Annotated in this window: 28 protein-coding genes; 13 read left to right on the top strand and 15 right to left on the bottom strand. The window is 65.1% G+C overall.

Annotated features, from left to right (window positions below):
• Nucleotides 1–78: 78 nt before the first annotated feature.
• Both AArc1_RS13310 and AArc1_RS13315 read right to left on the bottom strand, forming a co-directional pair.
• Nucleotides 79–1,458, bottom strand: coding sequence for a HEAT repeat domain-containing protein (locus AArc1_RS13310; protein WP_117364833.1), 1,380 nt, complete (start codon nucleotides 1,456–1,458; stop codon nucleotides 79–81).
• 178 nt (nucleotides 1,459–1,636) lie between these two features.
• Nucleotides 1,637–2,362, bottom strand: coding sequence for a protein sorting system archaetidylserine synthase (locus tag AArc1_RS13315; protein WP_117364834.1), 726 nt, complete (start codon nucleotides 2,360–2,362; stop codon nucleotides 1,637–1,639).
• A gap of 165 nt (nucleotides 2,363–2,527) precedes the next feature.
• On the opposite strand from AArc1_RS13315, the gene AArc1_RS13320 reads away from it, so the two are divergent.
• Complete coding sequence (locus AArc1_RS13320) at nucleotides 2,528–2,971, top strand: cupredoxin domain-containing protein (RefSeq protein ID WP_117364835.1); 444 nt, start codon at nucleotides 2,528–2,530, stop codon at nucleotides 2,969–2,971.
• 216 nt (nucleotides 2,972–3,187) lie between these two features.
• Here AArc1_RS13320 and AArc1_RS13325 read toward each other — a convergent pair whose 3' ends face one another.
• Complete coding sequence (locus AArc1_RS13325) at nucleotides 3,188–3,832, bottom strand: helix-turn-helix domain-containing protein (protein WP_117364836.1); 645 nt, start codon at nucleotides 3,830–3,832, stop codon at nucleotides 3,188–3,190.
• A gap of 85 nt (nucleotides 3,833–3,917) precedes the next feature.
• On the opposite strand from AArc1_RS13325, the gene hutU reads away from it, so the two are divergent.
• The 7 genes from hutU (at nucleotide 3,918) to AArc1_RS13360 (ending at nucleotide 11,946) form a co-directional block, all read left to right on the top strand.
• Nucleotides 3,918–5,651 carry a urocanate hydratase gene (gene hutU / locus AArc1_RS13330; protein ID WP_117364837.1) on the top strand — a complete coding sequence of 578 codons (1,734 nt, stop codon included), beginning with the start codon at nucleotides 3,918–3,920 and terminating at the stop codon, nucleotides 5,649–5,651.
• Nucleotides 5,648–6,631 (top strand): formimidoylglutamase, encoded by a 984-nt coding sequence (gene hutG, locus AArc1_RS13335; RefSeq protein WP_117364838.1) that lies wholly within the window; start codon nucleotides 5,648–5,650, stop codon nucleotides 6,629–6,631. The genes hutU and hutG overlap by 4 nt, the downstream gene beginning before the upstream one ends.
• Entirely contained in the window at nucleotides 6,628–7,941 is a 1,314-nt protein-coding gene (gene hutI, locus AArc1_RS13340; RefSeq protein WP_117364839.1) for an imidazolonepropionase, read from the top strand. Before hutG ends, hutI begins: the two co-directional genes overlap by 4 nt.
• Nucleotides 7,938–9,515 carry a histidine ammonia-lyase gene (gene hutH, locus AArc1_RS13345; RefSeq protein ID WP_117364840.1) on the top strand — a complete coding sequence of 526 codons (1,578 nt, stop codon included), beginning with the start codon at nucleotides 7,938–7,940 and terminating at the stop codon, nucleotides 9,513–9,515. Before hutI ends, hutH begins: the two co-directional genes overlap by 4 nt.
• 85 nt (nucleotides 9,516–9,600) lie before the next feature.
• Nucleotides 9,601–10,530 (top strand): sulfide-dependent adenosine diphosphate thiazole synthase, encoded by a 930-nt coding sequence (locus tag AArc1_RS13350; RefSeq protein ID WP_117364841.1) that lies wholly within the window; start codon nucleotides 9,601–9,603, stop codon nucleotides 10,528–10,530.
• Nucleotides 10,531–10,602: 72 nt separating this feature from the next.
• A complete protein-coding gene (locus AArc1_RS13355) occupies nucleotides 10,603–11,475 on the top strand; it encodes a DUF7001 family protein (protein ID WP_228442327.1) in 873 nt (290 codons plus the stop codon).
• Between the two features lie 60 nt (nucleotides 11,476–11,535).
• A complete protein-coding gene (locus AArc1_RS13360; RefSeq protein WP_117364842.1) occupies nucleotides 11,536–11,946 on the top strand; it encodes an acyl-CoA thioesterase in 411 nt (136 codons plus the stop codon).
• A gap of 42 nt (nucleotides 11,947–11,988) precedes the next feature.
• Here the strand turns inward: AArc1_RS13360 and AArc1_RS13365 are convergent, their stop codons facing one another.
• A complete protein-coding gene (locus tag AArc1_RS13365) occupies nucleotides 11,989–12,714 on the bottom strand; it encodes a class I SAM-dependent methyltransferase (protein ID WP_117364843.1) in 726 nt (241 codons plus the stop codon).
• Nucleotides 12,715–12,716: 2 nt separating this feature from the next.
• Nucleotides 12,717–13,616 carry a thiamine-phosphate synthase family protein gene (locus tag AArc1_RS13370; RefSeq protein ID WP_117364844.1) on the bottom strand — a complete coding sequence of 300 codons (900 nt, stop codon included), beginning with the start codon at nucleotides 13,614–13,616 and terminating at the stop codon, nucleotides 12,717–12,719.
• A 197-nt stretch (nucleotides 13,617–13,813) separates the two neighbouring features.
• Between AArc1_RS13370 and AArc1_RS13375 the strand changes: the two genes are divergently transcribed.
• Together AArc1_RS13375 and AArc1_RS13380 are read left to right on the top strand one after the other, a co-directional pair.
• Nucleotides 13,814–15,742 (top strand): hypothetical protein, encoded by a 1,929-nt coding sequence (locus AArc1_RS13375; RefSeq protein ID WP_117364845.1) that lies wholly within the window; start codon nucleotides 13,814–13,816, stop codon nucleotides 15,740–15,742.
• A gap of 10 nt (nucleotides 15,743–15,752) precedes the next feature.
• Nucleotides 15,753–17,063, top strand: coding sequence for a DUF7405 family protein (locus AArc1_RS13380; RefSeq protein ID WP_117364846.1), 1,311 nt, complete (start codon nucleotides 15,753–15,755; stop codon nucleotides 17,061–17,063).
• Nucleotides 17,064–17,070: 7 nt separating this feature from the next.
• Here AArc1_RS13380 and dcd read toward each other — a convergent pair whose 3' ends face one another.
• Together dcd and AArc1_RS13390 are read right to left on the bottom strand one after the other, a co-directional pair.
• On the bottom strand, nucleotides 17,071–17,673 hold the full coding sequence (gene dcd / locus AArc1_RS13385; RefSeq protein ID WP_117364847.1) for a dCTP deaminase: 603 nt from the start codon (nucleotides 17,671–17,673) through the stop codon (nucleotides 17,071–17,073).
• A 44-nt stretch (nucleotides 17,674–17,717) separates the two neighbouring features.
• A complete protein-coding gene (locus AArc1_RS13390; protein WP_117364848.1) occupies nucleotides 17,718–18,323 on the bottom strand; it encodes a thioredoxin domain-containing protein in 606 nt (201 codons plus the stop codon).
• 127 nt (nucleotides 18,324–18,450) lie between these two features.
• On the opposite strand from AArc1_RS13390, the gene pth2 reads away from it, so the two are divergent.
• The gene (pth2, locus tag AArc1_RS13395) at nucleotides 18,451–18,789 is read left to right on the top strand and encodes a peptidyl-tRNA hydrolase Pth2 (RefSeq protein WP_117365895.1); all 339 of its coding nucleotides are present in this window, start codon (nucleotides 18,451–18,453) and stop codon (nucleotides 18,787–18,789) included.
• A 6-nt stretch (nucleotides 18,790–18,795) separates the two neighbouring features.
• Here the strand turns inward: pth2 and udk are convergent, their stop codons facing one another.
• From udk to AArc1_RS13430, 7 genes are all read right to left on the bottom strand, one after another.
• Entirely contained in the window at nucleotides 18,796–19,464 is a 669-nt protein-coding gene (udk, locus tag AArc1_RS13400) for a uridine kinase (protein ID WP_117365896.1), read from the bottom strand.
• A 189-nt stretch (nucleotides 19,465–19,653) separates the two neighbouring features.
• On the bottom strand, nucleotides 19,654–20,112 hold the full coding sequence (locus AArc1_RS13405; protein ID WP_117364849.1) for a hypothetical protein: 459 nt from the start codon (nucleotides 20,110–20,112) through the stop codon (nucleotides 19,654–19,656).
• 88 nt (nucleotides 20,113–20,200) lie between these two features.
• Complete coding sequence (queC, locus tag AArc1_RS13410; RefSeq protein WP_117364850.1) at nucleotides 20,201–20,953, bottom strand: 7-cyano-7-deazaguanine synthase QueC; 753 nt, start codon at nucleotides 20,951–20,953, stop codon at nucleotides 20,201–20,203.
• A gap of 36 nt (nucleotides 20,954–20,989) precedes the next feature.
• Nucleotides 20,990–21,781 (bottom strand): 7-carboxy-7-deazaguanine synthase QueE, encoded by a 792-nt coding sequence (locus AArc1_RS13415; RefSeq protein WP_117364851.1) that lies wholly within the window; start codon nucleotides 21,779–21,781, stop codon nucleotides 20,990–20,992.
• 1 nt (nucleotide 21,782) lies between these two features.
• Nucleotides 21,783–22,268: a 6-pyruvoyl trahydropterin synthase family protein gene (locus tag AArc1_RS13420; protein ID WP_117364852.1), complete on the bottom strand. Its 486-nt coding sequence runs from the start codon at nucleotides 22,266–22,268 to the stop codon at nucleotides 21,783–21,785.
• 148 nt (nucleotides 22,269–22,416) lie between these two features.
• The gene (locus AArc1_RS13425; RefSeq protein WP_117364853.1) at nucleotides 22,417–22,767 is read right to left on the bottom strand and encodes a winged helix-turn-helix domain-containing protein; all 351 of its coding nucleotides are present in this window, start codon (nucleotides 22,765–22,767) and stop codon (nucleotides 22,417–22,419) included.
• A gap of 111 nt (nucleotides 22,768–22,878) precedes the next feature.
• Entirely contained in the window at nucleotides 22,879–23,763 is an 885-nt protein-coding gene (locus AArc1_RS13430; protein ID WP_117364854.1) for an IS1595 family transposase, read from the bottom strand.
• Between the two features lie 203 nt (nucleotides 23,764–23,966).
• Here AArc1_RS13430 and AArc1_RS13435 point away from each other — a divergent pair, with 203 nt between their 5' ends.
• Complete coding sequence (locus AArc1_RS13435) at nucleotides 23,967–24,650, top strand: competence/damage-inducible protein A (protein ID WP_117365897.1); 684 nt, start codon at nucleotides 23,967–23,969, stop codon at nucleotides 24,648–24,650.
• A 2-nt stretch (nucleotides 24,651–24,652) separates the two neighbouring features.
• Here the strand turns inward: AArc1_RS13435 and AArc1_RS19535 are convergent, their stop codons facing one another.
• On the bottom strand, nucleotides 24,653–24,775 hold the full coding sequence (locus AArc1_RS19535; RefSeq protein WP_267130070.1) for a hypothetical protein: 123 nt from the start codon (nucleotides 24,773–24,775) through the stop codon (nucleotides 24,653–24,655).
• 92 nt (nucleotides 24,776–24,867) lie between these two features.
• Between AArc1_RS19535 and AArc1_RS13440 the strand changes: the two genes are divergently transcribed.
• Nucleotides 24,868–25,977: an ATP-NAD kinase family protein gene (locus tag AArc1_RS13440; protein WP_117364855.1), complete on the top strand. Its 1,110-nt coding sequence runs from the start codon at nucleotides 24,868–24,870 to the stop codon at nucleotides 25,975–25,977.
• Nucleotides 25,978–25,999 lie beyond the last annotated feature (22 nt).

Below are 25,999 nucleotides of genomic sequence, written 5' to 3' on the forward strand. Positions count from 1 at the left end.
ACGAAACCGGATAGCTCCTCCGCGACGTGTGGGCGCCAGCAACTGGACGAAAAACTGAACCCGAACTCGTAACCCGACTCAGGCTGCCGGCTCGAGGTCGACTTTCTGCGCTTCGACCTGGACGAGGTAGGCGCGGTCGGCGTCGTAGTCGGCGACGATCTCGAGGGCGTCCTGGGTTCCGATCTGGTTGAGCGCCCAGGCGGCGCTCGCCCGAACTCGATCTTCCTCGTCGTCCGCCAGGACGTCAGCCAGCGGCTCGATAACGCGGGTGTCACCGATCAGTCCGAGCGCGCGGGCCGCCCAGCTACGGACGTCCGGATCGTCGGCGACGAGCTGGTTCGCGATGGGCTGGACGGCGTCTTCGGCCCCGATTTCGCCCAGCGCCCGGAACGCCGGTTTCTGGAGGTCGCGGTTGGAGTCGACGTAATCGAGCAGCGTCTCGACGACCTCGTCGTCTGCGACGCCGATCTTCCCGAGGATGCTCATCGCCGCCGTGTCGCGACGACCCGCTTTCTGGAGCATGGGATCGATCGCCTCCTCGGGGCCCATCCGTTCGAGCGCCTCGAGGCAGTGTTCTTCCATGAAGTCGGAGCCGAGGCTCTCGTAAGCCAGCAGGATCTGCTCGACGTTACCTCGCTTTTCGTGGACTTTGATGGCGTGCCACTCCGGTGGGAAGTCTTTGACGTGGTCGAGGACATCGTAAAAGCCCTCGCGACGGAGCTGTTCGCGCACCTCGAGGTCCGTCCACTCGGTCGCATCGTCGACGTCGGACTCGAAGTCGTCGCAGCGTTCGAGCAGCCCGGCGATCGTCTCGGCGTCGTCGTCGGCGTCGAGATCGGCGGCCTCGACGGCGTCGGTGGATTCCTCGAGCGTCGCCTCGAGTCGCTCGGGGACGTTTCCGTCGATGGGGCCGTCGTCACCGAGTTCCGCGCCGGGAGCGGGCTCGAGGTCGTCCGGGAGGGTGACGTCGGTTCCGAGCAACTCGTTGAGACCCGCGAGGAAGTCCTCAGTCGCCTCGATCAGCTCCTCGTCGCCCTCGAACGTCCACCGAGTTCCCGTGATCGTCCCGCTGACGCCGGTGATCTCGCTGACGACGTCCTCGGCGTAGGGACCACGCTGCTCTTCGAGGTCGTCCTCGAGGTCGCCGAGGTCGCTCTCGAGGTCGTCGTAGGTCTCCTGCAGTTCCTCTTCGGGGGCGGGCTCGTCGTCTTCGTCCTCGTCCTCGTCGTCGGACTCGGGTGGTTCGGGAACCTCGATCGACTCGAGGTCCGTACGGACGGTCTCGAGGTCACCCTCGACGACGTCCAGGTCGGCTTCGGTGTCGGCCGCCTCGAGGTCGTCTTCGAGGTCGTCGAGGTCGCCACGAACCGACTCGAGGTCGGCTTCGATCGACTCGAGATCGACCGATGGCTCGTCGTCGGCCGCGGCTTCGTCACCGTTTGCCTCGTCCTCGCTCATGCTACCACCCTCGCCGGGGGACGACGCCGACGCGTGACTACGTACATACCAGACGGTGCGTTCAGGACCGCCCTAAGCGTTTCCATGCAGCGTCGCTTTCGGTGCGCTTCTCGAGGGCGATTTTCGGCAGTCCTTCTCGGGGGAGTCGGTCACAGACCTGCTCGAGAGGTGATCGGTCTCAGGCGTTCTCGGGGGCATCTGTCGGCGCCGAGGATGGCACTGACCGCCAGTAGAACCAGGGAGAGAGCGTCATATACGCGAGTCCGAGGACCAACAGGGCGAACGGGAACGACCGGTTGGCGAACCCAGGGACGAGGATCGCCAGCACGTGAACGACGCCCATGATTCCGGCGTCTCGAACCAGCAGGTCGGGATACCGAATCCGCGAGACCATGAGATAACAGAACGCCGCCGTGATCGCGAGGACGAGCCACGGCCCGGCGACGCCTGCAAGGATCGCAGCGCCGAGAATCGTTGCCGCGAGCGTCGTCTGGACGCCCTCGGTATACTCGTCTACGGTGTCGTAGGCGGTGTAGAGTCCAAGCCGGGTGACGGCCATCGCGACGAACAGCGCACAGACCGCCGTCACGAGCAGGAGTTCGGCCGTGACGGTCTCGAATCCGATCCCGAGACCATCGCTAACGACGACGAATGCGAGGACGGCTGGAGCGACGGCGAACGAGGCGACGTCGGCGAGCGAATCGAGGTACGGACCGGCCTCGGTCCCGCCGTACTGGCGCGCGAGGATCCCGTCCAGCCCGTCTGCGACCGCTGCCAGCAGGATCAGGCGGGCAGCGAGGTCGATGTCGACGAACGCGACGACGCAGGCGACGAATCCCAGGGCAGCGTTGGCGACCGTCACCGCGTCGGCGACGCCGAGTCGACCGACGAACCGCGGAAGCATGTTCGCGGATTCGGCGTGCGGGTGCCTTACGTGTTTTCGTTTCGTGGTCTGTCCGCGACCAAAATCGACTTCCACAGGGCGTTCCGACCTACCGAGAACGATCGCACCCGATTTATTCGAGAACGAACCGGGGCCGTTATACCGTGACTTCCCTAAGGACCGCGTATGAACCGGCGCGTCTACCTCGCCGCCGTCGGGAGTGGGGCCACCGCAGGGCTGGCCGGCTGTACGTCAGTTCTCAGTGTCTTTGGTGACGACGACGAATTCTGTAGCGGCGACGACTGCGACATCGGGATGACCAGAAACGAGTTCGTCCCCAGAGAGTACGAGACGACCGTGGGCGAAACCGTCGTCTGGAAGAACACGAGCGGTGCCGACCACACCGTAACGGCCCTCGAGAATCAAATTCCAGACGACGCCGAGTACTTCGCGAGCGGGGACTACGAGGACGAAGACACCGCCATCGAAGCCTGGCACGACTACCGTGGTGGCCGACTGGGGACGCGCGAAACCTACGCCCATACGTTCGAAGTCCCTGGCACCTACCACTACATCTGTGAACCCCACGTGAAAGCCGACATGGTCGGAACGGTCGTCGTCACGGAGTGACCCGCACAAGTCTTTTTCGGATTTGACCGCCGAGGGGCGATTCGAGCGCCCAGCTACCGAGTTTCTCCACTGCGAACCCCACGCTATCCACCAGACGTGATGGGATCGTCCCCGATCAGCTGAAGATGATCATGAAGTCGACGACGAACGTCTTCTCGCACTATCAAACCCGTAGCAGCCGCGTGCCGATTGGCAATCACAGTCGACCTCGAGACGTTACAGATAGGTCGCGATCGCGTCGATGAGTTTGCGCTCGGCGCGTCGGAGGTGGTCTTCGGCGGTTCGACGCTCGACACCGACGTGGTCAGCGATGTCGGCGGTCGAAATCTCGCGGGGGATCTCGTAGTAGCCACCCGCGATCGCGAGTTCGATCGTCTCCCGCTGACGGGCGGTGAGTTCGGGAACGAGCCCGCCGGGGTCGAGCAGCGGACGGTCGCTTGCCACCGTCTCGACGGTTCGTTTCGACTCGACCTCGACGGTGTAGCCGTCCGCGACGAGGTCGCGATAGACGTCACGAAGGGCGTCCGACTGGAGCGCCAGCAGCCGACAGATACGGTTGCCGTCAGCGTACCGCAGCGGCGAAAGGAGCAGACAGCCGTGGCGGCCGACGTAGCGCTCGAGGTTGTCCGGGCGCTCGCTCGCGAGACAGGTCTCGGTGATGGCGACGTGTTCCTCACCGGCGACGATGCGATCGGCGATGCCGACGGCCGCAGCGACGTCTGCGAGCGCTTCGTCCGCGTCGCCCCCAACTGCGCGCACGAGATCACAGTGGTCGGTACACCAGAGGTCAACCCGCACGTCGCGACCGGCGGTCGGTATCGGCGACGATGGCTCGTCGACGCGGAAGATCGCCTCGTACATAGCCGACGTATTGCCCCAAGTGTATATAAATACCACTCCGTATGGCAACTCGGAGCTTTCCTGCCGTGCGATCGTATTCCACTGTATGAGCGAGCACCGAGAGCCGCCCCGCGGATCACCGAGCGAGCAGTGGCGAACCTACCAGGGTGCGCCGACTGGTACCGACCTCGAGTGTAAGGGATGGCGCCAGGAAGCTGCGTTCCGGATGTTGAACAACAACCTCGATCCCGAGGTCGCCGAAGACCCCGAAAATCTCGTCGTCTACGGTGGAACGGGGCGGGCGGCTCGCTCGTGGGACGCCTACGACGCCATACTGGACGAGTTGCGCGAACTGGGTGACGAGGAGACGCTGCTCGTCCAGTCGGGAAAGCCTGTCGGGCGGTTCCAGACGCACGAGCGAGCACCGCGGGTGCTGATCGCGAACTCGAACCTCGTCGGACAGTGGGACGACTGGGAACAGTTCCACGAACTCGAGGCGAAGGGCCTGATCATGTACGGGCAGATGACCGCCGGCTCGTGGGCCTACATCGGCACGCAGGGGATCATCCAGGGCACCTACGAAACCCTGGCTGAGGTCGGCCGCCAGCACTTCCCCGAACAGGAGGGGCTCCGCGGGACCATCACGGTTACGGCCGGACTCGGCGGGATGAGCGGGGCTCAGCCGCTTGCCGTCACGATGAACGAGGGCGTCTGTATTGCCGCCGAGGTCGACGAAGAGCGCATCGACCGACGTCTCGAGACGGGCTACTGTATGGAGAAAACCGACGCCGTCGACGAGGCTATCGCCATGGCCGAGGAGGCTGCACGCGAGGGCGAACCGCGTTCGATTGCCGTCCACGTGAACGCCGCCAAGCTGTTCGACGCCATGCGCGACCGGGGGTTCGTCCCCGACGTTGTCACCGACCAGACGGCCGCCCACGACGAACTCGAGGGGTACTATCCCGCGGGCTACACCGTCGCCGAAGCCGACGCCCTGCGCGAGGACGACCCCGAGGCGTACGTCGAGGAGAGCCTGGATACCATGCGTCGCCACGTCGAGGGCATCCTCGCGATGCAGGACGCCGGCGCGGTCGCCTTCGAGTACGGCAACAACATCCGCGGGCAGGTGAACGCACACCGCAACCTCGAGGACGCGTTCGACTTCCCCGGGTTCGTACCGGCGTACGTCCGGCCGCTGTTCTGTCGCGGCAAGGGACCGTTCCGCTGGGTCGCTCTCTCCGGCGACGAGGCGGACATCCACCGCACCGACGAGGCGATCAGGGAACTGTTTCCCGAGAAAGCGCACCTCCATCGCTGGATCGACCTCGCACAGGAGCGCGTCCAGTTCCAGGGGCTGCCAAGCCGGGTCTGCTGGCTCGGCTACCAGGCCGGTGACGATCCGGACGGGCTCACCGAGCGCGCCCGATTCGCCTTGCGGATCAACGACCTCGTCGCCGAGGGCGATATTTCGGCGCCGATCGTGGTTACGCGCGACCACCTCGACGCCGGCAGCGTCGCAAGCCCAAACCGCGAGACAGAGGCGATGAAAGACGGCTCCGACGCGATCGCCGATTGGCCGATCCTGAATGCCTTAGTGAACTGTGCGGCAGGTGCAGACATCGTCAGCGTCCACGACGGCGGCGGCGTCGGCATCGGCAACTCGATTCACACGAACAACCACGTCGTCCTCGACGGCACCGAGTTGGCCGCCGAGAAGGCCAGACGGGTGTTCACGACCGACCCCGGAATGGGCGTCCTGCGCCATGCCGACGCTGGCTACGAAGACGCCCTCGAGGAAGCCGCCCAGTCGGACGTCCACGTGCCGATGGAGGACCAATGACGCGAGCCGATCCGCCGGTCTGGTCGTCCCCCTCGAGCGATCCCGCGGACGAGACCTTCGGCGACGTCGTCGAACCCATCCGCGTCGAGCCGGACGAACCCGTTCGAGCGGCCGATCTCGAGGCCTACGACGCCGTTCTCGTCGGCGAGCCCTTCGACGCCGCGGTCATCGGTCGAACGGGCGCGAGAGACGGCCCGGACGCGATCCGCGAGGCCCTCGCAGGTGTAAAGAGCCACCACTTTACCGCGGGATCGATCGCCGCCGTCGGCGACTACGGCGACGTCGAACCGGCGACGACCGACCTCGAGTCGATCCGCGAGGGCGTCCGTGAGGCCGCCGAAACCGTCCACGAGTCGGCGGCGCTCCCGGTCTTTCTCGGCGGGGACAACTCCCTGACGGTGCCCAACGTCGTCCCGCTGCTCGAGCACGGTCGCGTTGGCGTCGTCAACCTCGACGCCCACCTCGACGTCCGCGCGGTCCGAGCGGAGCCAACGAGCGGCACGCCCTATCGGGAGCTGCTCGAGGCCGGCCTCGATGCCTACACCTGCGTCGGCGTACGCCACTTCGAGACGTCGACCGTCTACGCCGACTACCTCGAGGAACGCGGCGGCACCGTCGTCACCGCAGCGGATGTCGGCCGCGACCTCGAGGGTGCGCTCGATCGGGCTCGGGACGCCGTCTCCGACGTCGATGCGGTCTACGTGAGCGTCGACTGTGACGTCCTCGACGCCGCACACGCCCCGGGCGTGAGTGCCCCGACGCCGGGTGGACTGACGCCACGTGAGCTGTTCCGGCTCGTCTACGAACTGGCGAGAGACCACCGACTCGTCGGACTCGAGGTCGTCGAATGTGCACCGCCGCTCGATCGGAATGGTCGAACCGCCGACGCCGCAGCCAGGGTCGTCGCGCACGCACTCGCCGGTGCGACGAGCCGCGGGGACGGGAATCGACACGGCGATAGAGGGGGTGAACGTCGATGACCGACGCCGACCTGGTCGTCCACGGCGCGGCCGAACTCGTCGTCGGTCCGGCGACGGGAACGACCGACGGAGGCCATCCAGGGGCTCACGAGCCGCCAACGGAGCCGGACGCGGTCCTCGAGCGGCTCGAGGATGGCGCGGTCGCAGTCACCGACGGCCACGTCGTTGCGGTCGGTCCGACCGACGAGGTCGTCCGGGAGTATCCACCCGAAAGCGCCAACAGAGCCGTCGACGCGGCCGGTCGGGCCGTACTCCCCGGGTTCGTCGACAGCCACACCCACGCCGTCTTCGCCGGGGATCGATCCGACGAGTTCGCGGCCAAACTTCGCGGAAAATCCTACCAGGAGATTCTCGCCGAGGGCGGCGGCATCTTGCGGACGGTTCAGGCCACGCGCAAGGCAAGCGCGGACGACCTCCTCGAGCGATTGCTCGGTCATCTCGATGAGGCGCTGGCCGGTGGCGCGACGACGGTCGAAGTGAAATCGGGCTACGGTCTCGAGACCGACACCGAGCGACGGCTGCTCGAGGTGATCCGACGGGCCGACGACCGTCACCCTGTTACCGTCGTCCCGACGTTCATGGGTGCCCACGCGGTGCCCGACGGGGAGTCGACGGACACCTACGTCGACCGCGTGATCGAGGAGCAACTCCCGGCAGTCGCCGACCTGGCCGCCTTCTGTGACGTCTTCTGTGAGGAGGACGTCTTCTCCGTCGAGCAATCGCGGCGGGTGCTCGAGGCCGGCCGCGAACACGGGCTCGTACCCAAGGTACACGCCGAGGAGTTCGCCCGACTCGGCGGGAGTCGGCTCGCCGCGGACCTCGAGGCCGTCAGCGCCGACCACCTTCTGCAAGCGACGGCCGACGACGCCACGGCGCTGGCTGAGGCGGGCGTGACGCCGACGCTCCTGCCGGGGACGGCCTTCGCCCTCGGGACGGAGTACGCAGACCCGCGGCAGTTTCTCGCAGCAGGCGGTGAAGTCGCGCTCGCGACGGACTTCAATCCGAACTGCTACGCGCCACAGCTGCCGTTCGCGGCGACGCTGGCCTGCGTTGGGATGGGGCTCTCACCGGCCGAAGCGGTCCGTGCCGGCACCTACGCCGGCGGTCTCGCCCTCGGCGCCGATCGGCCGTCTATCGAGGCCGTTCCGGCGGGGAGCGGGACCCTCCGTGACGGTGCCCCCGGCGACTTGCTCGTGCTCGAGGCCCCATCACACGCCCACGTTCCGTATCGCTTCGGGACGTCGGTCGTCGACAGTGCGTTCATCGGCGGCGAACTGGCGTTTACGGCTGGGTTGGGGGTGAGCCGATGACGGTCGAACTCGATGGCGACTCGCTGACGATCGACGACGTCGCCGCCGTCGCTCGCGATGGACAGGCGGTCTCGATCACACCCGAAGCCCGCGAGCGCGTCCGAGCGTCCCGCGAGCGCGTCGAGGACGTACTCGAGGCCGGCGATCCCGTCTACGGCGTCAACACCGGATTCGGCGAGCTCGTCGACGAGCGGATCCCCCGGGCGGCGCTGTCGGAGCTGCAGACGAACCTCCTGCGAAGCCACGCCGCCGGCAGCGGCCGACACCTCGAGCGCGAGGCGGTGCGTGCGATGCTCGTGACGCGACTGAACGCACTCCTGAAGGGGTATTCCGGGATCCGACTCGAGGTGCTCGAGACCCTCGCGGCTTTCCTGAACGAACCCGTTCATCCGGTCGTTCCCTCCCGTGGAAGCCTCGGGGCGTCGGGCGACCTCGCCCCGCTCGCCCACCTCGCGCTCGTGTTGATCGGTGAGGGCGAAGCGACCGTTCCGACCGGCGAAAACGGAGACGGAGACGGCGTCCGGCGACTTCCAGGCGACGAGGCGCTGGCTGCGGTCGGCCTCGAGCCACTCGAGTTGCGGGCCAAAGAGGGGCTGGCGTTGATCAACGGCACCCAGATGACGCTCGGGCTCGCCGCGTTGCTGGTCACCGACGCCGAGCAGTGTTGCCGGGCTGCGGACGTCGCCGGCGCGCTGACGACGGAGGTCACGATGGGGACGACCGCCGCCTGTGCCGAACCGCTCCACGACGTGCGTCCCCACGGCGGCCAGGCCGAAAGCGCCCGCGTCGTCCGGCAGGTGACCGCCGGGTCAGCCGTCGTTGAGTCGCACCGGAACTGTGACCGCGTCCAGGACGCCTACTCGATTCGCTGTCTCCCACAGATTCACGGGGCCGTCCGCGATGCGGTAGCACACCTCCGCGAGGCCGTCGCAGTCGAACTCAACAGCGTCACCGACAACCCGCTCGTCTTCCCGCGTGCGGCCCTCGACGACCGCGCCTCGGGCACCGACCGCGCGGCCGTCGTCTCCGGCGGCAACTTCCACGGCGCGCCGCTCGCACATCGCCTGGACTATCTGATCGCCGCGTTGACCGACCTCGCTGCGGTCGCCGAACGACGCATCGACCGGCTGCTCAACCCGAATCTCCAGGAGTCTCACCTCCCACCGTTTCTCGCCCGCGAGTCGGGCGTCGAATCCGGCCTGATGATCGTCCAGTACACCGCCGCGTCGCTCGTCGCGGAGTGTCGAAGCGTCGGCCGTGCCGGGACCGACACCGTCCCCGTCTCCGGCGGCCAGGAAGACCACGTGAGCATGAGCGCCACCGCGGCGGTCAATGCCCGCCGCGTGCTCGAGCGCACCCGACAGGTCATCGCGGCCGAACTGCGCTGTGGCGTCGAGGCCGCCGACTACGTCGACGAGACACTCGGTGCCGGAACCGACGACGTCTACGAGACGGTGCGGACCGTCGTCCCGCCGCTGTCCGGTGATCGACGACCGGATCGGGACGTCACAGCGGTCGAAGCCCTGATCGCCGACGGACTGCTCGACGAGACGATCGAGCCACACCTCGAGTGAGCAGCCCGTCGGAACAGCTCAGTCGTGGTTGCAGTTGAAAGAGGCGCGACAGACTTTTCACCACCAAGCAATACCACCTAGTTGTATGTCCGAATTCGACCAGTTCAGCGACGTCGGTGAAGCAGACGTAACGCGTGCAATCGGCCAGGAGTGGACCGAGGAGTTCATGGACTTCTCGGACTCGGACGTCATCATCGTCGGCGGCGGCCCCTCGGGGCTGACCGCCGCGAAGGAACTCGCCGAACGCGGCGTGAAGACGATGGTCGTCGAGAAGAACAACTATCTCGGCGGCGGCTTCTGGCTCGGCGGCTTTCTGATGAACAAGGTGACGGTGCGCGATCCGGCCCAGGGAATTCTGGCGGAACTCGACGTTTCGTACAAGCAGTCTCAGGACAGCGAGGGGCTGTACGTGGCGAACGGCCCGGAAGCCTGTTCGGGACTGATCAAAGCCGCCTGTGACGCGGGCGCGAAAATGCAGAACATGACCGAGTTCACGGACATCGTCATCCGCGAGGACCACAAGGTCTCGGGGATCGTGATGAACTGGACGCCGGTCCACGCCCTCCCGCGTGAGATCACCTGCGTCGATCCCATCGCCGTCGAGGCGGACCTGGTCATCGACGCGACCGGCCATGACGCGATGGCGATCACGAAACTCGACGAGCGCGGCGTCCTCGACGCCCCCGGCGTACAGGATGCCCGCGAGCGCGGCCAGGTGATGGACCAGACCGAGAGCGAACAGTACGGCGCGCCCGGCCACGACTCGCCCGGCCACGACTCGATGTGGGTTGGCAAAAGCGAGGACGCCGTCGTCGAACACACCGGCCTCGTCCACGACGGCCTGATCGCCACGGGGATGGCCGTCGCGACCGCCTACGGCCTCCCGCGGATGGGGCCAACCTTCGGCGCGATGCTCGTCTCGGGCAAACGCGCCGCCCAGGAAGCCATCGACGAACTCGGCGTCGACGCCGACCCGGTCGACATCACCTCGAGAGCAACGCCAGCCGACGACTGACGGCCGTCGCCGACGGAACACCCCGGTGAATCCCCACAAGCGAACACTGTATATCGCGATATGAATTCAGCAATGGACCGTCTCGTCTGCTACCGGCCGCCGTCGACCATCGCCGCCAGGGAGGCGTCGGCGTCCCCTCAAGCGGCCAACGGCGTCGTCGACGTCGACGCCATCGCCGCCAGGGAGGCGTCGGCGTCCCCTCAAGCGGCCAACGGCGTCGTCGACGTCGACGCCATCGCCGACTGGATCGAGCCCCGCATCGACGCCGAGGTCGTCGTCCGGGATCGATTCCTCGACGTCTACCGGACCGACGACCTCGCCGAACGATTCGCCCGGGCGCGGGTGCTCTCGCCGTACGACCGCGAGACCGGCAACACCATGCTCGGAACGATCCGGTACGAAGCGCGCGCCCTCGACCAGCCCGAGCGCGAAGGCGGCGTCCTCTACGACGGCGTCCAGCTCCAGCGGGCGCTCAACGCTGCGCTCTCGAGCGAGGAACGCGGACTCGAGACGCTACACGTCGCCATCCTCGACCGGGCCATCGCTACCTGGGGCGACCACGACGGCCGCTGGCACAAGCGCGTAAGCGTGCTCGGCCAGCCCGCAGTGCTGTCGGTGCCCGGCCTCTATGAGGCACCCGCGAAACCGGAAGTGTACTACAGAGAACAGCAACGCCACGCCATGATCTCGGGTGATACGCCTCCACGAGAGGTGCTCGAGAATCAGGTCGACGGCGAGTTCCTGCTTGAACACGACCCTCGGACGACCGAGGCGCTCATGGGCTACGTCCTGCAGGCGTATCACTATCTCGAGACGGGCGAGGCCTTCTGTGACCGCGAGGGCTGTCGGCTGTTCAACGCTCACTACCACGAGGACCTGATCGACGCCCAGCTTCGCGACCCCGAGTTCTGTCCGGCCCACGCCGAACGGTACGCACTCGAGTAACACGGGGTCGACGTCCCAACCGGAGCCCTCTTTTCGGGCACCCGACTTTCTGTAGGTAGCATGAGTGACCCGTTTACCGTCGACGTTCCCGTTCGATACCGCGACCTCGACCCCCTCGATCACGTCAACAACGCCGTCTACGTCAGCTATCTCGAGACGGCCCGCGTGGCGTTTCTCGAGGAAGCCCTCGAAATCCCTGCCGAGGACGTCCCGTTCGTCATTGCGAACCTCGAAATCGACTACAAGCAGCCGATCGTCGCGGACGACGAGCCGACGGTCGCCCTCTGGGTCACCGACCTCGGCGACTCGAGCTGTACGATGGGCTACGAGATTCGCGTCGACGACGGCGTCGCGGCGACTGCCGAGACGACGATGGTCCACGTCGACCCCGACGCGAAACGACCGACGCCGCTACCCGAACGGGCTCGAGCGTCGCTACTCGAACTCGGCGACCTCGAGACGACAGCCTGAGCCAGGTGAAGCCGTGGCGCAGTCGGCGCGTCGAACGAACGGCTAGGCGAGTCGTCCCCCAGTCAATCTCACGACGCCGAAGACGTGTGTCTCGTCGGCGATGGCGGCCGACCGCTCCCGGAGTCGGGCGTGAGCGGCGTCGATTTTCCTGTCGAGTCGCAGATGTGGATCAGTCTCGTAGCGGAGCGTCGTCGTCGGCGGCGTCGAGAGCACGACGATCGCCCGGAAGACGGCGTTGACCGGCGGCGCGTACCACTCGTCGCTGCGGGCAGCGTTCGCGAGGACGACGTGGCCATCAGGGCCGACGAGGTCACACCAGTCGTCGACCGCACCGGACGGGTCCTCGAGCATCCCAACGACGAACGTCGCGAGGATTGCGTCGATCGCCGGCTCCTCGAGCGGCGTCTCCTCGGACAGCCCGAGCGGTGGCCGCGTCGCGTCGCCCCGGACGACGTGAACGTTGTCGTACTCGCTCGTATGGTCGCGGGCGCGCTCGAGGACGGGCCCCGTGAAGTCGATTCCAACCACGACGCCGTCGGGGCCGACCTGCTCGCGTAGATACGGCAGATTTGTGCCCGTTCCACAGCCCATCTCGACGACGGTATCGCCGGGCTCGAGTCGACAGGCGGCCGCCGCCCGCCGTCGCAGGTGAGAAATTCCCGGCGTATATCGAGCGATCAGGTCATAAAGGCTGGCCCAGCGGCCATAGAACTCCTGGGCGGTTTCGTCGTCCATCCCGACGCGGTCGCGAATCGTCATCCGATCCATGATCAAAGCAGCGAGCGAATCGTGTCCGCGACCGACTCGGCGTCCGGCCCCAGGACGTAAATCAGCGGTTCGATACCCATCCCACCGGTCTGGTACAGCACGGTCGCGTCGGGGTCGACCGCGAGCGCCTCGGCGACGCTCTCACCGACGTCCGCTGACTCGTCGAACTCGGCGGTGACGTGGCCGCGGTCGACCAGTTCTGCGAGCAGTTTCGGGTCGTATCGGACGTTAGTCGCAGCGGCGGCATCTGCACCCTGTTCACGGGCGGCAAGCAACACCGTCGCCACGTGTTCGGAGACGCCAAACTCCGGGTCGGCGGGCACCGTCGCCTGTCCCTTCACGTCGAAGATCCGCCCGGGAACGCCGGCCACGTCGTCGACGTCTTCGGCGTCCGGCGTACACGCGACGAGGTTCGACCCGACCGCCGGGATAAGACCCGCGAAGCCGCTCGCGTTCTCGAGGATGCGCAAGCCGCGCCGAAGCGACGAGAGGACGCGTTCGCTCGTTCGCAGGTCGCTCTCGGGATCGTGAATTCGAAAGCTGGCTCCGTGGTCTGCGAGTTCCGGAACCGCTTCTTCGTGGAGTTGGGCGAGTACGTCACCGCCGCTCTCGAGGTCGCGTATCAGGACTTCGATCTCGATCAGCGCCTGAACGGGAGTAATCGCCCCCGACGCGAGACCGTCGGCGAGTTCCGAGACGAGCGTTTCGACGCGGTCGTCTTCGGCGATCCGGTCGTTCGTGGCGACGTCGCCGTGGGCGTACTTCGAGACGGCGCTCTGACTGATGCCAAGCACCGCCGCGACGTCGCTCTGTGTCAGCCCGCGCTCGCGGAGTTCCCCGGCCAACAGCGACCGCACCGTCGGGAGGAACTCGTCGACGACGATCTCTTCGACGAATTGCATTGCTTGCTCGAGGCTACGAGCGCGTCCGGGATAACTGTGGGCCTCCACGACCATGGGTAAACTGAGCGTACCACAGGTTCGATCGTACGCGACCGGTTTGCGTGACTGCATCGCTCGATGGATCAACCCGTCGGCGCGGCGCGGTCCGTGAGAAACGTCCAAAACTACCTATAGAGTGTTGATATACTGCTGTCATAATGACCGATGGCGACGTCTCTCGGCGCGAGTACGTACGATTGGCCGCTGTAAGCGGCGGTCTCGCGGCCGTTGCTGGGTGTACCGAGTTCGGCGAGTCAGAAGAGCCGTCGGCCGTCGAAGACCCGGACGACGAGCAGGTCGACACGGAGATTCCCGCAGCCCGGATGGATACCGCCGATTTCGCCTCCGTGCGCCAGTTCGACGGCGACAGCTACGAACGAGCCCACGCCTACCGGAAGCGTCGGGCGGTCGAGACGCTGCTTCGCGACCCCGAAGTCCACGCACTCGTCGGCGACTGGGTCGGCGGATTCGAAGCCTACGAGGTCCTCACGAACCACCTCGAGACGGTCAGCATTCAGGGCCCGACCGCGCTTCGAGTGCAGGAAGAGGGCTTTCCCGACGGTGACGAGGGCGAGTTTCAGGTTACCGCCGAGAACCGACAGACCGTCTACGGCCTCATCGACCGGCACACCGACGAGATCGTCGCCCTCGAAATCACCGACCCGCAGGACATCGGCTGGTCTGTGACTCAGCGCCCAGACCAGATGGCGATCGGCCAGGCGATCCTCGAGACCGACGTGGTCCGCGAGGCTATCGGAGACGTGACCGAACTGGAGTGGTATCCATCGTGGAAAGGCGCAGCGGGAAGCTACACCGGACTCGGGCAGGCAGACCTCCGTCACGGCGAGGGTGGAACCGCGGTGTTGAACGTCAACGACGGCGGGGACGTTCGGACCATCAGCGCGTTCATCGACGGCTCCGATCCGGAAGCGCCCGTACTCGTCGACGTGGCCGTCGTCGACCACGCCGTCGAGTACCCGCTGTACGAACTCGTCGAGACCATCGTCCCGGCCGACGAGTCAGTCCTCGACGCCGTCCCCGACGTCCCAACCGAACAGCGCCCGTACTACACGGCCAACGACGGTCACCACCGGATGGAACTCCCCGACGAGTCGTTCGAACGGGACGACTGGGACCTCGAGTGGGAACACGCAGACGCACAGGGCGTTACCGTCGCCGCGTCGTTCCGGGGGAGTCCGGTCTTCGAGGCGATGAACGCTCCCGTCACGTACACAGGGTACTACCTGCCCCCACGAGAGGACCGAAACACGCGGGAATGGTATTTCCCGGACGACGACAGCGTCTTCAGCGGCGATCTGCTCTTCTGGGACGTCCACAGTTCGGTCTCCGGCGGTCCGGGGATGCTCGGACGACTCGACTTCCCGGCCCGTGACGACGTTCCGAGTGGATTCCAGTTGAAAACGCACTACCACTCGAGTGCGATCGGGCACGAGAGCATCGATTTCCACTCCGGGATTCGGTTCGGTCCCTACAATTACGACATCGCCTACGAATTTTACGCGGACGGAACGTTGTCGCCGATCTTTCGGCGAACCGGCCCCGGACTCATCACACAGTTCGCCGGAAAGCGGCGGGCGAACACCGACGAGTACGGCACGGACGGCTCCTACGACGAACCGGTCCTCCAGCACTACATTTCGGCACAGGCGATCGACGTCACGCCGGGCACCGAAGACGGCGCAGAGATCGACTACTTCGACGGTGAGGACTGGACAACTCCCGACGAAGAGTTCTATGTAGAGGGCGAACCGGGAACGATCGTCAGGTTCGCCAATCCGGACGGATCGGAGAGGATCGACGTCCCGCTCGATGACGGGCTCGAGGTCGTCGTTGCCCGACGCGACGAGGACGAGATCGGTCCGGGCGAACAGACTGCCGATCGGCTCTCCGAGGAGACGATCCCCTACAGCTTCTACCATCCGGCCCAGTACGTCGACGGCGATCCGATCCAGGGAGAACGAGTTATTCTCTGGCTCCTCATGATCGGCCCCGTCAACCAGCTCCCATACGCCTCGGGACTGACGAACTTCGTCACGACAGCGCGGCTGACGCTGTCGGGCTACTGATCGACTTCGAATGCGAGTTCCAGCAGACGACGAACCGAACGACGGCGGGACGAGTGATCGATCGCGAAGGGCGGTCCTCCGTGCAGCGGTGGCGACCGGCGTGAGCGCTACGGTTGCGGCCTGCCTCGAGGGCGAGTCGACGGTCAGCGCACCCGATGGCGTCACGGACCCCGCGTCGCTTCCCGACCGACAACACGCCTGGAACGACGTCCTCGAGACGGACAGCGACGGAAATCACCGTCCGCCCGCCCACCACGTCTTCCTCGACCTGTCGTTGCGCCGCGAGCCGGACGAAACGGCTAGAGAAACCGTCGCGGCGGCGTTACAGGGCGTCGAACGGTCGATCGCGTGGGCCCCCGACGGCATCCTCTTCACGCTGGGTTATACGCCCGCGTACTTCGATCGCTTCGACGCCGCGCTCGAGGAGGCCGTCGAGTTGCCGGAGCCGGACCCGATCGTCGTCCTCGCCGCCGAGAGCGACGTGACGGTCGACGGGACGGACGCGCTGTTACATCTCGCGAGCGACGACGCTGCCGTGGTGCTCGCCGTCGAAGAGGCCCTGTTCGGAGAGCGCGAAACACTGAACGGACACGAAACGTCGGCCTCGCTCGAGGACGTGTTCGACCGAACGAGCCGTCGAACCGGGTTCGTGGGACCGGGGTTGCCAGCCGACCGACAGGCCGGGCTCGAGGGGATTCCCGACGGCGAGCCGGTCCCCGAGGAGGCCCCGTTTTTCATGGGGTTTCGCTCGGGCTTTCGGGAGAGTCAGGCGACCGAAGACCGGGTGACGATCCGTGACGGCGCGTTCGCCGGCGGGACGACCCAGCACATCGAGACCCTCGAACTCGACCTCGAGACCTGGTTCGACGGGAGCGACCACGAGAGCCGCGTCGCGCGGCTGTTCAGTCCACACCACGCCCAGCAGGAGGCCGTCGGCGAGTACGGCGAGCGATTGGGAACCGACGCCCGCGTCGCCGAAACCGCCGATCGAATCGAGGACGACGCCCGAGAGCGCGGCATCGTCGGCCACGCACAGAAACTCGCTCGAGCACGCGAAGACGGCGACCCCGTACTACTTCGCCGCGACGTCAACACGACAGACGGCGACGTCTGTGGTCTCCATTTCGTCTCACTCCAGCGAGAAATTGCCGAGTTTATCCGCGTTCGAGAGGCGATGGTCGGCGAAGCGTTCGGCCAGTATGGCGTCGGGCCCCGCGGGGGCAACGGTATCCTCCAGTATCTCCGACTCCGACGGTGGGGACACTCACTCGTCCCGCCACGACGGCATCGAGTGCTGCCCAGCCCCAACCCGGAGACGTAAGCGTCGGTCAGTCGCCGCGCTCGAGTTGGTCGCCGCCGAACTCGTCGTCGCTCTGGATGCGCGAGGCCTGTGGACCGTCCTGGTCCTGATACTTCGAGCCGCGCTCGCTGCCGTAGGGCCGTTCGGCGGGCGTCTTGAGTTCGGTGAAAGTGAGCTGTGAGATACGCATACCCGGCGTGAGGGCGACCGGCGCGGTACCCAGATTGGAGAGCTCGAGGGTGATCTGGCCGCGGTATCCGGGGTCACACAGTCCCGCGGTGGCGTGGACGACGACGGCGAGTCGCCCCAGCGAGGAGCGGCCCTCGACGTGGGCGATCAGGTCCGCGGGGATCTCGACGCGTTCGTGGGTCGTCCCGAGCACGAAGTCGCCAGGATGGAGGATGAAGTCGTCACCGTTCTCGACGACCGTCTCGGTGACGTACTCGTCGACCTCGTGCTCGGAGTTGGGGTGAATACAGGGGATGTTCGTCCGCTGGAACTCGAGGAACTCCCGGCCGAGTCGAAGGTCGACGCTCGCCGGTTGAATCTGTAGTTCAGGATCGTCGAGTGGATCGACGACGAGGTCGCCCGCCTCGAGTCGGTCGAGGATGTCCGCATCGGAGAGGATCATACCCGGGCAGTCGAACGGCCGGGGCGTAAACGGTTCGATTCGGACTACTCCTCGAGTGCCTGCTCGATCGGGACGGCGACCTGATCGAACGCGATCGCCTGGAGGTCGACGGGGTCGCCGTTGATGTGGACGGTCGGCGTTCCTTCGACGCCGTTCGACTGCCCGTACGACTGGGCGGCTTCGATCGTCGACCGGTGGGTCTCCTGCTCGGCCGCCTCGCGGACGGCCGCGCCGTCGGCTCCGATGTCGTCCGCGACGGACTCGATGTCGTCGTAGGAGTAAGCGCCCATGTGTTCGTAGATTTCGTCGGCGAACGCGAAGAACGCGTCGTCACCCTCGGTTTCGTAGATCTCCCGGGCGGCGTCGGCAACGGACCACGACCACTCGTCGACGATGGGAAAGTCCCGGTGTTCGTACCGAATCCGACCCGGCTCGAGGTACTCGGCCTCGAGCTGTGGATAGACGTCTTCTTTGAAATCCCGACAGAACTGACAGGAGAAGTCTTCGTACACCGTCACCGTCACGTCCGCGTCGGGGTCGCCTGCGACGGGCGGGTCAGGGGTCTCACCGCCTCCGAGACAGCCCGCGAGCCCGACCACAGCGCCGGAAGCTGCTGCGGTTCCGAGGAACGATCGCCGCGTGTAGTCCATGACCGACAGTATCGATGCCAGCGTCAAATACGTGACGCAACCGGGACGATACCATCCGACACGACGGCCCAGCAGCCGTTTCGCATCGATCGCCGACGCTTTAGCCCTCGCCCTCGAGGATGGGAGCATGAAACAGGCCATCGTCGCCCGCACGGACGTCGGGATGGGCCAGGGAAAGCTCGCTGCGCAGGTCGCCCACGCCTCGCTGTCGGCCTACGAAAAGGCAGACAGTCAGCTTCGCGACCAGTGGAAACGCGGCGGCCAGAAGAAAGTCGTTCTCAAAGGAGAGAGCGAACGCCAACTGCACGAACTCGCTGCGATCGCCGACAGCGACGGGATCCCCAACGCGGTCGTCCGCGACGCCGGCCACACCCAGCTCGAGCCGGGAACCGTCACCGCACTCGCTGTCGGTCCCGCAGCGGACGACCGTGTCGATCGGGTGACGGGAGAACTCTCGTTGTTTTAACGCGGCTTACTCGAGCGATGACGAATCGAACGACAGTTCACGCCGTCGATCGGCCCGGTCGTCGTCGAGTTCGGCTTCGATCTTGTCGATCAGGAGATCGACGGCCATCCGGTTTGCTCCCTCGGGGATAATCACGTCGGCGTTCTTACGCGTCGGCGCGACGAACCGTTCGTGCATCGGCTTGACCGTCTCGAGGTACTGTTCGATGACGCCCTCGAGATCACGGCCGCGATCGACGACGTCGCGTTCGATCCGTCGGAGGATACGGACGTCGGCGTCGGTCATCACGTACACCCGCAGATCGAGCATCTCGCGGATTCGGTCGTCATACAGCGCGAGAATTCCCTCGAGAACGATCACGTCGGTCGGCTCGACGGTGATGCGCTCGTCCGTCCGATTGTGCACCTCGAAGTCGTACTGGGGCATCTCGATCGGCTGGCCCAGCAACAACGACTCGAGGTGGTCGTACAGGAGGTCCCACTCGAACGCCGAGGGGTGGTCGTAGTTGACCGACTCCCGCTTGTCGAACGGGAGATGGGAGAGGTCCTCGTAGTAATTGTCGAGCGGGAGTCGCGTGACGGGTTCGCCGACGGCGTCCGCCACGTTGCGCGAGACCGTCGTCTTCCCGGCACCCGTGCCGCCGGCGATGCCGATCGCGAACGACGGGATACTCATCGTTCGTACCTCGCAGTCGCTCGTATTGAATCCCTTGAAACCGATGGTAGCCGACCAGTCGACGAGAGCACGCACGCAGTACGGAGAGCGGCGAATCGACGCCCCCTATCGTCCGGATCGGTATCCCCTGATACCGGTGGTCGCTGCCCACAGTCGAGTGACCTCGGTTCGCACTCATATCACACCGTCTCAGTCGTCCACGCCCACTGCAGGCGGTGGGGCAGCGCCTCGTCGAGGCGGCTGGACGCCGTCGTGAATCGGTGACACCAGCCGGAGCACGTAGATGCAGACGACCGTTGTCCCTGCGACGAGAAGCACCGCTATCAGCGCGTCCGTCGCCGGCACGAACTCGAGCACCGACAGTCCAATCCCACCGCTGAACGCGGAGACGACGGTCCAGGTGCCGATACCCTCTGGTACGGACGCGACGATCCGTTCCCGTCCAGCGGTCGTATACCAGAACCCACAGCCCACGCCGAGCGCCGCGGCGAAGCCGTGGTCGGTGATCTGTGGCAACCCCGGCCCGGTGTGAACGAACCAGGCGAATACCGGGAGGCCGACGAGCAACACGAGAAACTCGCCTCGTCGACCCCCTGGGGTGGTCCACTCACCGTCGTCGCGGACCCACGAGAGTGGTCGGCTGCCCATCAGTTATCGTCTCCACGCGTCGGGGGGTGAATGTTTTCGTTCGCAGCCGACTGGTCGGAACGCGAAGCAGTCGGTTTCCCACCCCGGCTCACTCGGCGTCGACGTACGACGGTCGCTCGGCGTACGAGATCGGGTCACGAACGCCGTTTCGCTGAAACGCCTGAAGCCGAAGCCCACAGGAGTCACAGGTTCCACAGGCGGGTTCATCCGCGCGGTAACAGCTCCAGGTGTGTTCGAAGGGGACCTCGAGGTCCAGCCCACGGGCAGCGATTTCGGTCTTGGAGGCGTCGACGAACGGAGTCTCGATCGCGATGTCGGTGTCTGGTTTGGTACCGACCTCGACCACTCGCTCGAACGCGTCGAAAAAGGCGGGTCGACAGTCGGGATAGCCAGCGAAGTCTTCACTGTGAGCGCCGATAAACACGGCTTCGCAGTCGTTCGCCTCCGCGTACGAAACCGCCATCGAGAGCAGGTTTGCGTTCCGAAACGGCACGTAGGTGTCAGGGATCTCGTCGCTTTCGAGGTCGGCGTCGTCGACTGCCAGTTCGTCGTCGGTGAGACTCGAGGCCCCGATCGCGGCGAGGTGGCCGGTCTCGACACACAGGACGTCGACAGCGTCGAGGTCGTCGGCCAGCCGGCGGGCACATTCGAGTTCGCGATCCTCGGTCCGCTGGCCGTAGGACGTATGCAGGGCATAGAGATCGTACCCGCGAGCACGGGCCTCGTAGGCGGCGGTTGCGCTGTCCATCCCGCCGGAGAGCAGTACGACGGCTCGCTTGCCGCTCGAGTCGTCGACGGATGGCTGTGAGTCGGTCGTCGTCGCGTTGGGTTCGTTGGCCATGTTTTGTATCGTGAGTGATGGTTTATTCTAGGACAGTCAGGTCTCGGGTGCGTCGTTCCAGAGATCGACGTGAAGTCGCGGCGTGTAGCGAAAACCGTGTGCTAACGCGAGGTCTGCGACTCGAGTGCGCGTCTCGGCGAGGCGTTCACGGGTTGCGCCTTCCGGCATCAGGAGGATACGGTCGTCAGGAATCGTGACGCTCGCGGCCGCACGAAGCGTCGTCAGGAGTTCGGTGATCTCTGGCATATCCTCGTCATCGGCCACGACGAACTTCAGCTGGAACGGGTAGCTCTCGACCAGTTGGGCGAGCGCCTCGATGTCGATTCGATCGCGTTCGTGGCGGTCGCCCCATCCACTCGAGTCGCTTCCCTCGGGGACACGCTCGGGGGTCGGCGTACTGCTCGCGAGTTTCGGGCTGATCGATGCGAGGTCGATCGGTGCGTCGCGATAGATAGTCCCGTTGGTCTCGACGGTGGTATGATAGCCGCGGTCGTCGAGTGCCTCGAGCAGTGTAACGCTTTCCTGGTGAAGTAGCGGTTCGCCACCCGTCAGAACGACGTGGTCGGCGTCGTAACGTTTTACGTCCGCGATAATCTCTTCGAGCGAACGCCACGCGTGCGTCGGCTCCCAGGACGTGTGATAGGAATCACAGAACCAGCATCGGAGGTTACAGCCGCTCGTACGGACGAACACCGACGGGACTCCCGCGAGGATTCCCTCTCCCTGCAGGGAGTAGAACAGTTCGTTGATCGGGAGGCCGTCGCCTGCTGTCGGATGCGCGTCGTCGCTCTCGATCGGCGGTCGATCGACCGAATCGGAGACCGGCATCTCAGATCGGTCCACCGCCACAGAGTTCGCTGGTTTCGCTCACCTCGACCGCGACGTCGGTGACGGTCTCGGGCAATGCGTCTAGGAGTTTACGCTCGAGGATCACGCTCATCACCTCGGCCGTCGGTGGATGCTCGAGCACGACGACGCCGTCAGCGTCGCCAGCCGCCTCGAAGGCGTCGACGAGGGGGTCACCCGCCTCGAGCAAGAACATGTGGTCCCACTCGTCGATAACTGCAGTAATATCGCCTTTGTCCGCGATCCACCCCTCCTCGGTTAGCTGTCCGTCCACGGTAACCGTGACCTCGTAGTTGTGGCCGTGGGGGCGCGAGCATTTGCCGTCGTGGTGTAACAGCCGGTGTCCAGCACTGATCCTGATGGGACGATCGTGGCCGACACGGAGCGTCCGGGTGGCTCCGACGACGGCTGCGTCCGTGGTCGACCCGACGGTTGACTCACGGTCGGACCCTACTACGCTGTCTGTCATACTCGAGTATTCTCGAGAGAATACTTAAGGATGATCCTACGTGCCGCCAGCACCAGCGCAGAGACGAACCGGAACCGAACGTCGTGGTGCTATCTCGACGACCAGCCGACCTATCGAAACGGTTGATCGACACACGGCGACGAAAAATCTATCCCTGAAACTGATCCTGAAGTCTATTCTTCGCTTCGGTTCGGCGTTTCTGAGACACGCATGGTGTCTCGCCGCCGAAATCGATCTCGATTTCGTCGAGTGTTCGCCGGTAGATGTTCGTTCGACGACCCTCCTCGGAGAGTCGACGACCCTCGCAGGTCAGCAGGCCAGCGTCAACGAGTTCTTCGATTCGCCGATAGCACGTTGCAATCGGGATCTCGATGTCCTCGCTCAGCGTCTGTGCTGATTTTGGTGTTCCGGCTGCACACAAAATCTCTGCGCTATACTTGTTCCCCAGCGCAGAGAGAACAGTTCTCGAGTTGCCATCGTTTCGATCCGAACGGGACATCAGTACGGTGTTATTAAGTATCAGAAGTGAATCTTGCGGTTACTGTGAAATACGTTATACGCTCTTGTGTAGCACTTTGTTGATTCGCTCTTGTGTAGCACTTTGTTGATTTCACAGCGTAGCTTTGACAGCGTGTTTGAGTGCCTCTCGCCCTGGTTTCCGCAGTAGTTTTCGTCGAAGTTGGAACGCTCGGAGATACTGTGTGAGCTTATCTTTTGAGATGCCTCGATGAGGCGAGAACCACGGTCGCAGCAGCGATCCGTGGCTCTCGCAGGTGTTGACGTGAACGTCTTTGTCGGCGTATTCGCCGTCGCCGTGGACGACGTATTCGCGGTCGAATGCGTCGTCCTCGGCCAGCGGATCGTAGGCACGAAATCCGTCCGTGTAGATGGTCAGTGGCTCCTTCTCGCGGTTTGCGAGAAGGAGCCGAATAGTCGATTCATCGGCGGATTTCGCTGGGATCACGTACCGATCGCCGGTACCACGATCGACGATCGTGAACACCGGCGGTTTGTCCTGGTCGTACGATCCTCGCCCACGCGTGGACAGGCCACGCGAGCGCGACTCTTGGTCGCGCTCGCGGCCTTTCAACCCTGCAGAAACGTAGATCTCGTCGATTTCGACCGACCCGACGAGGTCGAGTGACCGGGCGTCGAGCGCCTTCGTGAAGCGCTCGACGCGCTGGTAGATCGTTTTGTACTGAACATCGATCTCTAGCTGAAGTTGGCGAAGACTCGTGTTAAACCGGAGAAATGCGTAAATCGAGAACAGCCACTTCCTGAGCGCGACCTTCGAATGGGCAAAGATCGTGCCGGTCTTGTCGTTGAACGTGCGGTCGCAATTCTTACAGAGATAGCGCTGAAAGTGCCCATAGCTGCCGTTCTTGACCGCCAGGTCAGAACGGCAGCGAGGGCAAGTAACACCGTTACGCCAGCGAACCTGCTGCAACAGGTCCGCTGCGACCGATTCCGACCCAAACACATCTAGCGGAATCATGCCTAACGGACACCGCTGACGCGGTGTCCTTGCTCTCTTCGATTCCACAGCGACAGCTGAGCAGTATCAACAATCTCCTACAGAAGAGCGTACGTTATAATAGATATTCGGTGTGAGTGACGAGACATCGATCGGGAGTCGAGTCCGGGCTGACCGACCGGGTCGAACGAGACGCATTTGAGGTCACCGTTCGAACGGGGAGTATGAACGTCGCAATCGTAACGGTCGGCGACGAGTTGCTCGCCGGTCGGACGACGAATACGAACGCCACGTGGCTCTGTGAGCGGCTAGCCGACCGTGGCGTCGGCGTCGAGCGGGTCACGACCGTTCCAGACCGGATCGGAGACATCGCCCGCGTTGTCAACGAGTACCGCGCCGAGTACGACGCCGTACTCGTCACGGGCGGACTCGGGCCCACACACGACGACGTCACGATGGAGGCCGTCGCAGCTGCCCTTGGCCGGTCGATGGAAGAACACGAAGACGCGCTTCGCTGGCTCGAGGACTCGGGGTATTCCCGGAACGACCTCACCGAAGGGACGACGGAGCTTCCGGCGGGGGCCCGGGCGCTACACAACGAGGTCGGCGTCGCTCCAGGGGCCGCACTCGAGGGAATCTACGTCTTACCCGGCGTACCGGCGGAGATGAAAGCGATGTTCGAGGGGATCGAACCCGAGTTTTCTGGGACGCCGACTTACCGTGAAGTCGTCGTCGCAGACGAACCCGAAAGTGCATTACTCGGCCGACTTGCGGAGTTACGCGAGCGATTCGACGTCTCGGTCGGAAGTTATCCGGGCGAGAGCGTCCGAATCGCGATCGAGAGTGCGGACGAAGCGACCACAGCCGAGGCTACAGCGTGGCTTCGTGATCGCGTCGAGAAGGTGTAGTGTTAGCGGTACAGATAGCCCAGCCAGAGCAGCGCCACCAGCACGCCGAGCGCAAGCGTCCCCCAGCCGACGATGTCCATCGGTAACACCGGTTCCGCCTCGAGCACGTACGTGAGTTCGTTCATGGCCGACGGTCGGGGCCGATCCCTCTTAGTTTTTCAGATACGGGCCGGCGGAACCACCACATCCTTTTGCGTCGACCCGCCGAACGGACCGTATGGACGCGCTGGGGTTCGTCATCAACCCGATCGCCGGTATGGGCGGTCGGGTCGGCCTGAAAGGAACCGACGGAAAACTCGAGGACGCACGTGAGCTAGGCGCAGAGCCACGGGCTCCCGACCGGGCACGGGAGGCGCTTCGGTCGTTACGACGGCGCGAGCCTGACGTATCCGTCCTCACTGCAGCCGGTGTGCTGGGTGAGTACGCCGCCCGCGACGCCGGCTACGAACCGACGGTCGTCTACGACCCGGTCGACGACGGGGATGCAGAGCACCGACCGGAGGACCCGGCGAACCCCGGGACGAGTGCGGCCGACACCCGGGCAGCCGTCGAGGCGATACTCGCACACGGCGTCGACCTCGTCCTCTTCGTCGGGGGCGACGGGACGGCCGTCGACGTCGCGGGCGTCCTCGAGGGCGCTGGAGAGAAGACGCCGATGCTCGGCGTACCGGCGGGCGTCAAGATATATTCGTCGGTGTTCGCGGTAACGCCAGCCGACGCGGGGCGGATCGCGGCCGAGTTCGAGCGCGTCGACTCCCGAGAGGTGAACGACATCGACGAGGAGGCCTACCGCGAAGGGGAGGTACGCTCGGAACTCAGGGCCATCGCCCCGGTTCCGGTTGCCCCCGACGTTCAATCCGGCAAGCAGGTTGCGAGCGGAAGTCCCGACTCGCTGGCCGCAGGATTCGCTCGCGAGGTCGAATCGGGCCGAACCTACGTCTTCGGCCCTGGAAGTACCGTCGGCGCGATCGAGACGGAACTGGGTTTCGAACCGTCGCCACTCGGCGTCGACGTCTGGCGTGACGGCGAGGTCCTCGTCCGCGACGCGTCCGAAGCCGAGATTCTGGACGTGCTCGAGGACCCGACCACGATCGTCGTCTCGCCGATCGGCGGCCAGGGCTTCATCTTCGGGCGAGGGAACCACCAGATATCGCCGGCCGTCATCGACTTGGCCGACACGGTCGAGGTCGTCGCCGCCGACGAGAAGCTAGACGCTCTGGACGTTCTTCGCGTCGATACTGACGACGAGGAGATCGACGAGGCCCTCCGTGGCTGGATTCGGGTCCGAACCGGTCGGTTCACCACCCGGCTCGTGAATGTTGTATAAGGACTGGTCGACTTCCTCGTAT

The sequence above is a fragment of the Natrarchaeobaculum sulfurireducens genome (assembly GCF_003430825.1).
Classification (GTDB): domain Archaea; phylum Halobacteriota; class Halobacteria; order Halobacteriales; family Natrialbaceae; genus Natrarchaeobaculum; species Natrarchaeobaculum sulfurireducens.